The 13,276-nt window shown below is 55.3% G+C and carries 9 protein-coding genes; 3 read left to right on the top strand and 6 right to left on the bottom strand.

The annotated features are described in order from the left end of the window. Positions 1 to 249 precede the first annotated feature (249 nt). Positions 250 to 1,629, bottom strand: coding sequence for a hypothetical protein (locus tag HY913_11290; protein MBI4963850.1), 1,380 nt, complete (start codon positions 1,627 to 1,629; stop codon positions 250 to 252). Between the two features lie 720 nt (positions 1,630 to 2,349). On the opposite strand from HY913_11290, the gene rfaE1 reads away from it, so the two are divergent. After that, on the top strand, positions 2,350 to 3,789 hold the full coding sequence (gene rfaE1, locus HY913_11285) for a D-glycero-beta-D-manno-heptose-7-phosphate kinase (GenBank protein ID MBI4963849.1): 1,440 nt from the start codon (positions 2,350 to 2,352) through the stop codon (positions 3,787 to 3,789). Positions 3,790 to 3,905: 116 nt separating this feature from the next. On the opposite strand, the gene HY913_11280 is transcribed toward rfaE1, so the two are convergent. Further along, entirely contained in the window at positions 3,906 to 6,023 is a 2,118-nt protein-coding gene (locus HY913_11280) for an SUMF1/EgtB/PvdO family nonheme iron enzyme (GenBank protein ID MBI4963848.1), read from the bottom strand. 261 nt (positions 6,024 to 6,284) lie between these two features. Here HY913_11280 and HY913_11275 point away from each other — a divergent pair, with 261 nt between their 5' ends. Together HY913_11275 and HY913_11270 are read left to right on the top strand one after the other, a co-directional pair. Next, complete coding sequence (locus HY913_11275; protein ID MBI4963847.1) at positions 6,285 to 6,674, top strand: hypothetical protein; 390 nt, start codon at positions 6,285 to 6,287, stop codon at positions 6,672 to 6,674. A 258-nt stretch (positions 6,675 to 6,932) separates the two neighbouring features. After that, a complete protein-coding gene (locus tag HY913_11270; protein ID MBI4963846.1) occupies positions 6,933 to 7,268 on the top strand; it encodes a hypothetical protein in 336 nt (111 codons plus the stop codon). A 23-nt stretch (positions 7,269 to 7,291) separates the two neighbouring features. Here HY913_11270 and HY913_11265 read toward each other — a convergent pair whose 3' ends face one another. The 4 genes from HY913_11265 to HY913_11250 form a co-directional block, all read right to left on the bottom strand. Then, positions 7,292 to 9,220 (bottom strand): aconitate hydratase, encoded by a 1,929-nt coding sequence (locus HY913_11265; protein ID MBI4963845.1) that lies wholly within the window; start codon positions 9,218 to 9,220, stop codon positions 7,292 to 7,294. Positions 9,221 to 9,807: 587 nt separating this feature from the next. Next, complete coding sequence (locus HY913_11260) at positions 9,808 to 10,539, bottom strand: MBL fold metallo-hydrolase (protein ID MBI4963844.1); 732 nt, start codon at positions 10,537 to 10,539, stop codon at positions 9,808 to 9,810. Positions 10,540 to 10,609: 70 nt separating this feature from the next. Beyond that, positions 10,610 to 11,641 (bottom strand): hypothetical protein, encoded by a 1,032-nt coding sequence (locus HY913_11255; protein ID MBI4963843.1) that lies wholly within the window; start codon positions 11,639 to 11,641, stop codon positions 10,610 to 10,612. 448 nt (positions 11,642 to 12,089) lie between these two features. Beyond that, a complete protein-coding gene (locus HY913_11250; protein ID MBI4963842.1) occupies positions 12,090 to 13,274 on the bottom strand; it encodes an acetyl-CoA C-acetyltransferase in 1,185 nt (394 codons plus the stop codon). Between the last annotated feature and the right edge of the window lie 2 nt (positions 13,275 to 13,276).

Genomic DNA, 13,276 nt, shown 5'->3' with positions numbered 1-13,276 from the left:
CCCCGCCCTGTAGTATCTTTGTTTCCGTTGCCCAAAGTCTTAGCCCATTCTCAGGACCGAACCAGGTGGCGACGTCGAAAACGGATCGGTTGAACAGGCGTTCCGCGGTGGGCTGCCCCACCGGGTCGTTTTCAGTTTTAGGCCGCTAATTCTGGAATTCAGTAAATCTATAATTACCACATAGCCGCGGGGAATCGAAGGATTTGAAACGAAACCGGCCCTACAAGGCCGGAGTTGAACAATGCCGGATTAAAGGCTGGCGAAAGCGGACGGGAAGTCGCGTTGTCTTTCTCGTTTCTTAGGCGGATCTTCCTCGATATGAGGCTCGACCCACGTAATTTCCAAGATTTCCGGGATAGCGTTCAATGCCGCATCAGGCCCGGACAACTCCATCTCAAGCGTGTCGATGTCGGACAGAGAATCTGAGGCCTGGCGCGGTTCGAGGGCCTCAGGAGTAACAACATCCGGCCTTTCTGAAGCGTTGTCCATGCCGGAAACCGAGGCACCGGAAGGCGGGTCCGGTGCAGGACATCGTGTTATCGTGTCACACGCCGGGCCCTCCGTCTTTTGACACCGTTGCAGCATCGGCTGTGTTTCAGCCTCATCGAGACACAGATCATCCGGCAATAGGTTCATTTGCTCGGGGGAACCAGTCTCCGTGGCAGATTCTTCTACGATGGGGGTCTCCCGGATACTCGGGTCAGGCGAGTTGCCGGCAACAGCTTCTTGCGGGGAGTTCGCGGGCAACTGATTCGACGTGAGTGGCGTCCGGCCGGCTGCTTCAGTTGCGCCGCAGTGGCTGCTTGCTTTTCCCAAAATAGAGGCTCGACGGTGTATCAGGTAGCCCAGTCCCAGAGCAAACAAGATTGCTCCCAGAACTGCCGCCAGGTGGCGCGACAAAGGCGACCCCGCCGGCTTTGCCTTAAGAACGATCATCCATCCAGGAGAAACCAACTGGACCTCTGCCTTGGCTTCGGAAGCCCACCAGCCAGTGAAACCTTTGGCCGCGGGCGCGCAATTGGCAACAGATTGAAGCTCCGCGATCCTGTTGGCATTGACCGAGGCCAGGGCCGTTTCAATGGGCTTACGAGCGAATCTGGTTCGCGTAAACCAGGTAGTCCCATCGGCCGCCGTCTGCCTGGTGGTGACAAAAAAGCAGTCTCCTTGCGGATGATCCTGAAAAACCTCTTTAAAGGAATCTTGCCCGGAAACAGGCGAAGCGGTATCCTCTACTCGGGTTTTTCGCCCCGCATCGGAAAGAGACAAATCACCGAACATGGCCAAAATCTGGTTTCCCTGGTCCATCACCTCAAGGCTCAGGAAATCAGGGAACTGGTCTTTTAGAACACCTGGCAGTTGGCTGCCTCCATTTTCCGATACCAAGTTGTCCAGATCCAGGACTCGTGCGGCTGTGGCGACCGAAGCGCTTCTCGCCTTCACGATCGCGTCGACAGCTTGAGCTATACCCCGAGCCTGTTCCTCCCAAACTTGTTTTTTCAACTGAGCGACCAGAGAAAAATATCCGACAACCCCGGCCAGTAGAACAAAAAGGCAGGCCGCAATAAGCCATATTATAAGCGGCCGACCATAACCTGCCGGTAGCCGGTCAATTTGGTTTTCGGATTTCATTCTCCCGGGTCCTTTTCGTGGCTCCCATAGTGCTGACATCTTGCCCATTGGTTCTCATCCATATCGGTCGGTCCGCGTTTTGAAAAGCTTGACAAGTCTTGCCCATGATGAATAACTAGAAGTGACTGATTTAAAACACCTCCCACAGGGAAAGGAGGGCGCCGTGAAGAGATACAGGATACCGCGTGTGGCCCATTGCAAAGAGGGCTGCCCTAGCAGGTCCTGAGCAAGACCCAAAAAGGCTCGTCGGAATGGAAATTCGGGCCGGAAACCGCTTTTCAGCGGGCATTTGCCGGCTCGAGCTTTTTGGGGACTAAGGGTTCGCGCCCATTCCAGCCAGCCACTGCGATAACTATCAGACAATCCACAAAAAAGCAAATATAAATTAATACATTATCGCTATTTGTTAATGTATTTTATGTTGTGCGGCTCGCACTGCCATCGGTAAGTTGCGCAAAGATGCCGGGAAGGGTGAAGAATGGCATTTCATACCAAGGCGTCTTCTATAGCTATTCTCGAATGAGATCGGCCCGCGTGGTGGAGACACCCCGGATCAATCCGCGCGGTTACTTCCGAGAACTACTGTACGTTTGGCCTGGACGGGCCCCCAGGAATGGGATATCTTTACCCGAAGCAGCGGCTTGCCCGCTCGTGGCAGCTGCAACTTTTGGGACCCGCTGGAGGGGATCACTCTTTTGTAATTATCCGGGAGGCTGTGGATTGAACGAAGCTCTGATCAGGAGATTGAAACCGGCGCCAATACTGGTGGCCGGTGATGTGATGGTGGACGAGTATATTCTCGGAGACGTGGAACGAATATCGCCCGAGTCTCCTGTACCGGTTGTCGTGGCCAGGGACAGACTGCGCAGACTGGGAGGGGCTGGCAACGTGGTCCAGAACCTGGTTTCAATGGGCGGGAGCGTGGCCTTGTTCGCGGCTGTGGGAGATGACAACGAGGGCAAATGGTTCAAGAGGCATTGCGAAGAGATGGCTGTGGAGAGCTTTTGGATCAAGGAGGACAGCTCGCGGCCTACCACTATCAAGACCCGCGTTGTTGCCAGGAACCAACAAATTGTGAGGATAGACGAGGAACACGTGGCCGACATCCCCTCAGACCTGGAAAAAGCATTTGCCGAGGACATCAGATCGGTCATGCCGCAGGTCAAGGCCGTGATCGTATCGGATTACGGCAAGGGCTTCATCACTGACGGGCTGCTAAAGGCCATGTTGACCGAGGCCCGCTCCAATGGCATCCCGGTCCTTGTGGACCCAAAGGGGATGGATTACAAACGCTATCGCGGAACCACATACATAACTCCAAATGTGAGAGAGGCTTCCCTGGCTTCAGGAATAGAAATCCGAAGCGAAGAATCGTTGGCTCGCGCGGGGGAGATCCTGCTCGGTGAGACAGCCGCGCAGGGCGTGATAATCACCCGTGGCAGAGAAGGGATAACCCTGGTGACTCCACGCAAGGTCCAAAATTTTCCCGTCAAACCGGTGGAAATCGTTGACGTGACAGGCGCGGGCGACACGGTCATATCCACCTTGGCCTTGGCCGTCGCGAACGGGATGTCCATAGACAATGCGGTCAGCCTGGCCAACCTGGCGGCTTCCCTTGTCGTGGCGCGCTTTGGCGCTGCTTCGGTAACCTTGGAAGAGATGGTCGATGCACTGAAAGATGAAGCCCTTAGCAATAAAATAGTACCCATGAGCGACATAGGGGCGGTACTGAGAAGCCACAGGCTCCAGGGCCATAAAATAGTCTTTACCAACGGCTGTTTCGATCTATTCCATACCGGCCACCTTGAACTACTTCGCAAAGCAGCCGCCTACGGGAATGTATTGGTCCTTGGAATAAACTCCGACGCGTCTGTGGCTCGGATAAAGGGCGCAGGCCGTCCGATCGTTCCCGAATCGGATCGAGTCGAACTGGTGTCGGCTCTCAATTTCGTCGATTACGTGGTGGTGTTTGATGAAGATACGCCCCTGAACCTTATCAAGGAGGTTCGGCCTGATGTCCTGGTCAAGGGCGAAGACTGGATGGGCAAACAAGTGGTCGGAGAGGACGTTGTCACAGCGAGAGGCGGCAGGGTCGAATTCGTCAAACACATTCCTGGCATTTCCACAAGTGAGTTGATCAAAAAGATTCGCTGCCAGTAGAGCATTTCTCTAAAGTTTCATGGCAACGGCACACGTCCGTCGTCCCGGCCGTCGGTTCAAGGCAATAACATCGGGGTGTGAAGAGTTCCTTCACAAAAAAAGCCCCCTCCGCGTGACTATCTTCGATCGCCTCTGGGCCTGGGTCTCTGTCGTTCACGGGGTCGTTGTTCGGGGGGTCTCTGAGGTCTGGGCGGCCGCTTTATATCCTCGACGGCGACCCCCAGCACGCCCCCTGGGACCACCGCGGTGCTTATTTCTCCGTTGTTTATAATGCTCAAAGTAACCTGTTCGGCCCGAGCAAATTCCTCCACCAGTTTCTTGAAACCTATAACTCGGAAGCCCGTTTCCCCTGCATATTCGATTATCACGTCCCCGGCGACGATTCCTGCTTTGTCGGCAATCCCTCCCTTTTTCACCTGTGCGACCTTAACTCCTGGAGAGGACTCAAGTTCTTCCAGGCGCGCAAGTATTATACGCGCACTCGTTGTATCGCCGATCTTACGAAATTCAGCCAGAGATTGAGTGTATAATTCCTTACTCTTATAGGTCCGATTCCTTTCCGCGTAGATGCCCGCGAGAGTGGCCTTGACCCTGGCGACCCATTTGTCGTCCTCGCGCTTTTCAGAGATTTTTAGGGCCTGCTCCAGATCCTCCGTGGCATTGTCCCACTGCTGCTGTTGTGCGGCAAACATGGCCTGGCGGAACAAGCGAAGCCCATCATCTTCGCTTGGAGGAAAACTCGCTGAGGTTTGAGATTTGCCTGACGAGGCTTTCGTGTCGGCCCCTCCGGCTGTGGCAGTTTTGCCGGGGTCCTCCTTGTCCTCCATGACTACACGAAAACCAAGGTTCCAGAAACTCATCTCCGGGCCGGAGAAGCCTCGGAACGCACATCTGCAATCAGCCGGACTCGCATACCAGTTTCCGCCCTTGTTAACCCTTCCAGACCCTGTGCCAGGGCCGGTCGGGTCTTCGATCGGGGAGTTCTCATAGTAGTTCCTCTCGTACCGATCATTGACCCATTCCATCACGTTCCCTTCCATGTCGTAGAGCCCGTATCCGTTGGGCGGGAAGCTTCCAACCGGCGCGACGTATTCATATCCATCGTCCACGGTGGTTAAGCTTTCGGGCAGCTTGGGATTGCCGTCACCGAAATTCATGTCGCGGTCCCCGGGAAGGCGGTCCCCCCAAGGGAATCGGACCCAGGAGGAGCCACCGCGACAAGCCATTTCCCACTCCGCTTCAGTCGGCAGGCGGTACGTCCTCTTCTCCTTTCGGGTCAACCATCTGCAAAAGGCCTGGGCGTCGTTCCAGGACACAAACACCACGGGCTGGTCGTCACTGATCTTCCACGGAACCGAATCCCATTTCATTTCCTTTTGCGGGACCCATCGCCCCTCCTTCTTACTGAAAATCATTCCCCCATCGCCCTTTTCAGCATCGGTCTTGTGTTTCGTATCCTTCACAAACTGGCGGAACTGGCCCACCGTGACCTCGGTTGCGCCGATATAAAAGGACCGGGTGATTCGAACAGGATGGAGCGGAAGTTCGTCTTGAAACCACTGCTTATGACCTTCTCGCCAGATTTTTTTGAAGGTCAGCCTGAGCCAGTCCGTTTCCCGCTTCGGGCTTCCCATCATGTAATCACCGGCTGGAATACGGACCATTTTCTGGCCGATCGAGTTGGACACAACTATCTTGTCGGCCGGTTTGCCCAACAAATAGTTGAGCCCCTGCAATGACCTCATCCATTGGGAACAGTCGCGCACGTCGGCCTGACCGCTCTCGCATTCTCTTATGGCTTCCTGGATAACTTCCTTTGCTCGGGCAGCTTCCCCTGCGACCAGAAGTTCACCTGCGATGCGGGCTCTCTCGGACAGACCGGCTGTTGATACGGTGGCTGTGTTACCGGTGACCTCGGGTTGGGCTTCTTCCGCTGCTGCGATGAGTCTCACTATGTCCAGGCCACAATCTTTGGGGGCCAATTCGTGCGGTGCAACGCCCGCATGCGGGAGGCGGCTCGGGCTGGGGGGGAAGACGGCTGTCACATTGTGATAATTTTCATTAGTTATTCCAATGACAAATAAAGGTTCCACAAAACAAAAGCTGATCGTAACCGCGCAACACATTGCGATAATGACTTTTTTTTTGATAACAGCTCGATACCGCAGGGAGCTGTGAAAAAGGGGTTTTGCGGCTTTCTTCGATGCCGGGGCAGGTGTATGGTCCGATCTCATATGGAAAATTTCCTTGACTAAGGATAGAAATTGGTAGAATCCTATCAAAGCGGCGGGGTGAGTCAAGGGCAATTGATGCCTGTCGACTCCCGGCCGGCGGGACAAGACGGAGGCCGCAAATCGCAAAAAAGATTGACAACGACCTTCATCCGTGGTAGCGATTAATAACACCTTGTCCTATGTCCATAACAAAGGGAACACCTGTTTTCGATTTGAGAACAGAGAATTGGGACTTTCATTTCTTGAGGAGGTAACGGCTTAATGAAAAGATTTGCAGTGACGCTCGCGGTTATCGGTATGGTTATGTTGTTCGCGTCCTATGCTGTGGGCTTCTACGCCTGGGCTCCGTTTGCATCATACGGGGGCGGCGGTTACGGCGCATCCAGCAGCGGATGGTACGGCGGCAGCTCATCCAGCAGCGGTTACTGGCCCGCGGCATCGTCCAGCAGTGGCTACACCCAAGCTTGTATGCCCGCTTCGAGCAGCAGCGGTTATAGCTATGGCTGCATGCCCGCATCAAGCAGCAGCAGTGGCTACAGCTACGGCTGCATGCCTGCTTCGAGCAGCAGTGGCTACGGCTATGGTTACGGCTACGGCTCATCCAGCAGTGGCTATTGGCCTGCGAGCAGCTCGTCCAGCGGCTGGTACTAAGATGCGATCCCTCTAGCGAGGGATCGTTCTAACCGATTGAGAATCGAATAACGAGGCGACCAATCCTCGAAGGATGGTCGCCTTGTCTCTTTAACACCCTTTGATTAGTGGAACATGCAGACCTTCAAGTCCCCTTCAACTCGTAATTCTGCCCTGGTTCTTTGTCTCGTGAGCCTCCTAACTCTTTCGTGTTGCTCTGACAAGACGGCAAAAGTTGAAAAGAACGACAAGGCATCCCTATTGGCCGGGACCTGGACCATGAAATTCCGTCTCGTGGAGGACCGAGAAGAGCCTGTCGATCAGCGATTCCTGAGGCTTCATCTGAAGGAAGGCGGCACTTTTCGCGCTGATTTCCGAGGAGAAGAAAACCAGAAATGGATACGTGCGGGCGAGGGAGGCTTCTCTTACGATCCCCCCCTACTGACTCTTTTTTGGGATTCCGGACAGGTGAATTCCCTCTTGGTCCGCGAAGTCCAACCAGAGCAGCTTGTGATCCACCACGGCCGGAACTTGGCTCCGCTCAAGGACCAGGAACCGGACGAGGTCTTTGTCAGGCAAAAGGACGCCAAAGGCCCTACTCGAGGGCCTTCATAGAGCCACACCTGCCCCCCTCAGACCTATTTTACCCCTGAAGCCAGGTTTATGAGGCCTCCAGCCAAAAGGATGCGCCTTTCTCGATCCGTAACATCCAGCCGTAGCTGAATTTTTCGGCCGGACGCCGGCAGCTCAGCCACTATGGTATCGGCCCCCCCGGCTATGGCGCTTCGGACCTTCTCAAGCCTCACGGTCTCGCCCTGGGCAACGGCCTCGTAATCACCGGGATCTGCGAAGGTCAGCGGCAGGATGCCGAAATTTATCAGGTTGGCTTTGTGTATCCGAGCGAAGCTTTTGGCAAGTTTGGCCCTGATGCCGAGAAAGCGCGGAGCGATGGCCGCATGCTCTCGGGATGAACCTTGCCCGTAGTTTTCGCCGCCCACCACGAGCCCTGTGCCCGCATCAAGGGCCCTTCCGGCAAAATCCTCGTCAAGATTGCTGAACACGAACCGGCTTATGGCTTCGATATTGCTCCTGAAAGGAAGAACCTTACTACCTGCAGGCATCACGTGATCGGTGGTGATGTTGTCTTCCACCTTGAGGATGACCGGCCCCTCGATGGTTTCTTCGAGCGGTCCGAATTGCGGGAATGGTTTTATGTTCGGCCCCATGGCAATTTCCACGCCGGAGGAATCCGCAGGCGGATAAACCAGATTCTCGTCGTTGACTTTGTAGTGCTGGGGATTTGACACTTCCGGGCAGTCGCCGAGCTTCCTGGGGTCGGTTATCTTCCCGAAGACAGCAGCCGCTACGGCTGTCTCCGGCGAACAGAGATAGACGCTGTCCGGTACGGTTCCGCTTCGCCCGGGGAAGTTCCTCGGAAAGGTCCTCAAAGAAACCGTTCCTGTGCCTGGTGCCTGGCCCATGCCTATGCACCCCAGGCAGCCGGACTGATGAATGCGCGCCCCGCTCAGAATCAGGTTGGCTACTCCACCGTTTTCGGCCACATTAAGAAGGACTTGAGTGCTTCCCGGATTAATTTCGAAGCTCACGTCAGGATGGCAGTGACGCCCCTCGACAGCCTTTGCCGTGATCATTAGGTCTCGAAAGGACGAATTGACCGAAGAGCCTATGATTACCTGTTGGACGTCGATGCCTTCCACTTCGGAAACCTTTTTCACATTGTCCGGAGAGCTGGGACACGCGATCAGGGGCTCCAATTTGCTGAGATCGACTTCCAATATTTCGCTGTATTGCGCGTCGGGGTCCGGGAGGATTTCCGTCCAGCAATCCCCGCGGCCTTGACTCACAAGAAATTCCCTGGTCCGGTGGTCCGAGGGGAAGATGCTGGTCGTCGCGCCAAGCTCCGCGCCCATGTTTCCTATGGTGGCCCTGTCGGTTACGGATAAAGTCTCGACCCCGGGCCCGAAATACTCAAACAGCTTCCCCACGCCCCCTCTAACCGTGAGGCGGCGGAGCATTTCCAGTATTACGTCCTTCGCTGAGACCCAAGGCTGCAAAGATCCTGTAAGCATGACCCCCACGATGTGCGGCATGGTCAAATAAAAGGGCTGTCCGGCCATCGCCATGGCAACGTCCAGGCCGCCCGCTCCGATGGCCAGCATGGAGCTGCCCCCATTGGTAGGAGTGTGGCTGTCCGATCCGAGGAGGGTTTTGCCCGGGACACTAAAGCGTTCCAGATGCACCTGATGCGAAATACCGTTTCCCGGACGGCTGAAGATTGCGCCGTACTTTGCCGCCACGGTCCTCAAGAAAGCATGATCGTCGGCATTCTTGAAGTCGGTCTGAAGAAGGTTGTGATCCACGTAGCTCACCGCAACCTCGGTTTTGACTCTGGGTACGCCCATGGCCATAAATTCGAGGTAGACCATGGTCCCGGTGGCGTCCTGAGTGAGCGCGTGATCTATTTTAATGGCGATCTCCTCGCCGGCTTGCAGTTTTCCTCTTGTCAAATGGGCTTCAATTATCTTTTCAGCTACCGTCTTCCCCATGGAGAATTCCTCCTAATCGTTTACGGTGGATATTTTTAGCGATTCGCTAGAACAATTTCCAATTGTGTATTCGCGTCATTCCCGTGAAGGCTGGATTCCGGACGTCGTCCCGACGAAAATCGGGAACCGGATCTTCCCGGACCTCGGCTTCCGGCGGGATGACGGGTCCGGGAGGGCGCCGCGACGACGGAAATGCGCCATTCGCAGGGGACTTTGGAGAAACGGCATAAAACCGTGGCCGAAACAAATGTCCGTGTTAACAGGGAGCGGCATCCAAAAGCTGCCAATTGCGGAAAATGCCGTCGCCCGAGGTTGCTAGCCCGAGGCAATCTCCATTGGTGGGACAGGCGTCCCGCCTGTCGGTTTGAATGACGGGCAAGATGCCCGTCCCACCAAGAATGAGATTGCTTCGTCGCTTCGCTCCTCGCAATGACTGCATACCCAAATCGGACAAGAATTTTGCCAAATGCTACAAATGTCCTAGCACGCGGCCCTGTGAAGGCTTTTAGCCCACCTGTCAATTCAAAACCAATACACGGGGACCGTGCGGCCAAGCAAACCGAGGGTCATTGGCCCAGCCCCAGGCATCAATCCCCAATGAGACCCAGCCACTGCTTCACAGTACTTTGCACCATAGGGCCGGCTCCGCGTCTCACAATTCTATTGTGGCACGGTAGCAAGATCTCGACCCCCAGTTCGGCGATAATGCCCAAAGAACGTTTCAATTCCGCGGGATTGGCAGAAAACAGGTCGTATCGGCCGATGGCTCCGTCAGCATAGATAGTGTCGCCGGACATCAACATCCTGTGCTCTTCGTTGAACAATCCTATGCTCCCCGCGGAGTGGCCGGGAAGATGAATAATTTTGAACCTGACACCGCCAAGCGACAGGTCTTCTCCGCCTTCTAGCTTTTTATGAACCTTAGTGGTGAAGTACCCGTCAGGGATCGCGTATTGTGATCGTATCATCGACTCGAACATGTTGTTGCCGAATACAATCCTGTCGTCGCCTCGTTCCAGGTATGCGGCTTCGTCTTTGTGCGCCCAGACCTCCACATCCGGGGCGGCCTTCAAGATCTCGGCAAGACACCCGATATGGTCCAGATGGGTATGGGTCATTATAACGCGCTTTACTTGTTTGAGCGGTATTCCGCCCCTATCCAGCTCTTCGAGCTTGTACGAGCCCATTTCCATGAGCCCGCAATCTACAAGCGTAAAATCGCCGGAGTCGGGCAGGCCGATCACATACATATGGGAATCAGGCAGGAATTTGTCTCGTCCCGGTATCCACCAAACGCCGTCGACAACTTTTTCTATCACTCTTGTATCCTATTCGTTTTGTTGCAGCCGCCCAGTTTCCGACCTTTTGCCGGACCTTCGGATCGGGCCCTCACGACTTGTCGCCCCCGAAAATCCAGGCCCAATCGTTCTCAGGCAGGAGGTTCTTTTTGATCTGTTCCGTATACAGATCCATGATAACCCATTCTCCACGCCCGTAAGCGACCGGTTCCGGCCGTTGCGGATCGCCCATGGACAGGATCGTTCCCTCGGCAAGAAAAAAGCGGGGAGCACGCGGATTTCCACGCGTTCCGGTGGGCTTGCCGACGAAAAGAAGCTTCTCGTATTGGCTCACAGGGCGCCGCAGGGTCAGTTCGAGACGCACCGACAGGCCCGCGGTCCTTGTCAGCATGAATCCTCCCCAGGCGGTGTTCTCGTCAAAGATGGAAATCAAGACGGCAGGGTGCAGCTCATCTTTCCCGATAAGGAAAGACGCGGCTCTGTCCTTGTCTTCGTCGTTGTATCCCCAGGGTGTGGTTATGATGGTGCTGCCGTTGGAGTCATGGACACTGAACCTCCTCTGGAGCCCAACTATCGTTCGATGATGTCCGCAGACGAAACAGTTTCTGTAGTACGGGAGCGGACGACCCTCTTGCGATACCGGTGGAGGGAGCGGTCTCGACTCCTCCGGACCGTCCGCGGCCGAGATTTCGGCCCTGAGATAGGGGGTCTTGTCCCCGTCCTTGGTCAATCGGGCAACCACTTGCGACCGGCCGTCCCGAGCCCCTCGTTCAACGGCAAACGAGGCTGTGTCTCCAATTGAAATCCCCGAGCCTCCGAACTTGAAACGCACGTTGACAGGATAAGCAGGTTCCCCGATTCTGCGCCAGGCATCCAGACAAAGGCCCATTGCGAGACCCCCGTGAGGTATGCCCAAGAAGCCTTCGTGTTGAACGGCAAAAGTCAGCCTCTGTTCCACTCTCTCCGCAGATTCCACAACCGCCGCAGTTGGAAGAAATGGCTCATCTCCCGTTAGGAATGAATGCGGATTATGTCTCATGAACAACATGGCTCCACCATCCAATGCAACATTTTGCCTCGTACCGCGAGAAAGCTTAAGATCACCCATGATGGATTTGCTCAAAAGCCTCTTTCCCGGTTACCGGCTTGTCCGGGACATCCGAACCGACGTAATTCGCTAGGGCCTGAAATGCTGTGTCCCAGTCTCAGGACTCCCCGCTTTTTGTTGTTCCGTATCATGGACTATCTGAAATATCAATGCGACCCGTCCTTCGCAGGTAAACAGTCAATTACGGACATGGCGCCAACAATGGCAGACTTTTCGAAACGGTCTCAGAATTCGGGAGCACTTCCGAATCGTGGCACGACTGACGTTGGGGTGAGGGCCATTCGTGCTACCATTTCCGCCCAAATTTGAATTCTGAGACAGTCTCTTCCAACCTGCCACCAAAAAGTTCGACCTCGAAAGACTGAAGGGTTAACAGCTAACGTGAGAGCAAGCAGTCACAAAACCCTTTCTGCCAAGAGCGCTTCCTCCTGCTCTTCACCCTGGCTGTCACACCCGGACTGCTTCAACGATCAATGTACAGCGTCACGGCTTCTCCGCCACCCAGACACAGAGAGGCCATGCCTGTCTTGGCTCCCCGGTTTTTCATCGCGTAAATGAGTGTGGTCAGCACGCGGCCGCCACTCGCGCCGATGGGATGTCCAAGAGAAACCGACCCGCCGTTGACGTTGCACCGATTCTGGTCCAGGCCCAGCTCACGGATCACCCCCACCGTGGAACCGGAAAATGCCTCGTTAATCTCCATCAATTCAACGGATCGGCAGTCCACGCCCTCTTTCTTGGCCACCTTTGGGATGGAGTATATGGGCGCCATGAGAACGTATTTCATGTCGATCCCCGCGCTTCCCTGAGCGCCGACGCGTGCCAGGATTTCCAGACCCCTCTCCTTGGCCTTTTCCTCGGCCATCACACAAATCGCGCTGGCCCCGTCGGAAATTACCGAGGCGTTTCCTGCTGTGGCAAATCCGTTTTTCTGGAACGCGGGCTTCATCTGGCTCAGGATCTCGTACGAGGTCTCCCGTGGGCACTCGTCGGTATCAAAGATCTTGGGATCGCCTTTCCTCTGCGGGATGGTCACGGAAACTATTTCTTCCTTGAACCTGCCCTCTTTGATGGACTCCAGGGCGCGGACATAACTGAGCGCTGCGTAGCGGTCCTGGTCTTCCCGGGAGATGTGGTATTTCTCGCTGCACAGGTCGTTGCTTATACCCATGTGGAAGTCATTTACAATATCCCAGAGGCCGTCATGGACCATGTGATCTACCAGCTCGCCGTTACCCATCCTGTAGCCGAGCCTCGCCTTTTCCAGGTAATAGGGCGCGTTGGTCATGCTTTCCATGCCACCGGCTATCACCACGTCCGCATCGCCAAGCTGAACGGCCTGCGCGGCCAGCATAACCGCCTTCAGGCTGGAACCGCAGACCTTGTTTATGGTGAAGCATTGGGTTTCGAAGGGCAGTCCTGCCTTTAGAGCCGCCTGCCGAGCCGGATTTTGTCCGTACCCGCAAGGCAGCACCTGGCCCATTATGACTTCATCCACGTCCGTTTTGTCTATCTTGGCGCGTCTGACGGCCTCTTCGATGGCAATCCCCCCAAGCTGGGTGGCACCGAAGGTTGTTAGACTCCCGTTGAATGCTCCCAACGGCGTCCGAGTGGCGCTGACGATGACGGCTTCGCGCTTGGCGCTCATGC

The sequence above is a fragment of the Desulfomonile tiedjei genome (assembly GCA_016212925.1).
Taxonomy (GTDB): Bacteria; Desulfobacterota; Desulfomonilia; order Desulfomonilales; family Desulfomonilaceae; genus JACRDF01.
The sequence above is the reverse complement of the archived record's forward strand: the minus strand, read 5'-3'. Positions and strand labels throughout refer to the sequence as shown.

Coding starts and splice junctions, on each gene's coding strand:
- HY913_11270 (MBI4963846.1), top strand. CDS start 6,933: ATGAAATTCCGTCTCGTGGAGGACCGAGAAGAGCCTGTCGATCAGCGA.
- HY913_11290 (MBI4963850.1), bottom strand. CDS start 1,629: ATGAAATCCGAAAACCAAATTGACCGGCTACCGGCAGGTTATGGTCGG.
- HY913_11280 (MBI4963848.1), bottom strand. CDS start 6,023: ATGAGATCGGACCATACACCTGCCCCGGCATCGAAGAAAGCCGCAAAA.
- HY913_11265 (MBI4963845.1), bottom strand. CDS start 9,220: ATGGGGAAGACGGTAGCTGAAAAGATAATTGAAGCCCATTTGACAAGA.
- HY913_11250 (MBI4963842.1), bottom strand. CDS start 13,274: ATGAGCGCCAAGCGCGAAGCCGTCATCGTCAGCGCCACTCGGACGCCG.
- HY913_11275 (MBI4963847.1), top strand. CDS start 6,285: ATGAAAAGATTTGCAGTGACGCTCGCGGTTATCGGTATGGTTATGTTG.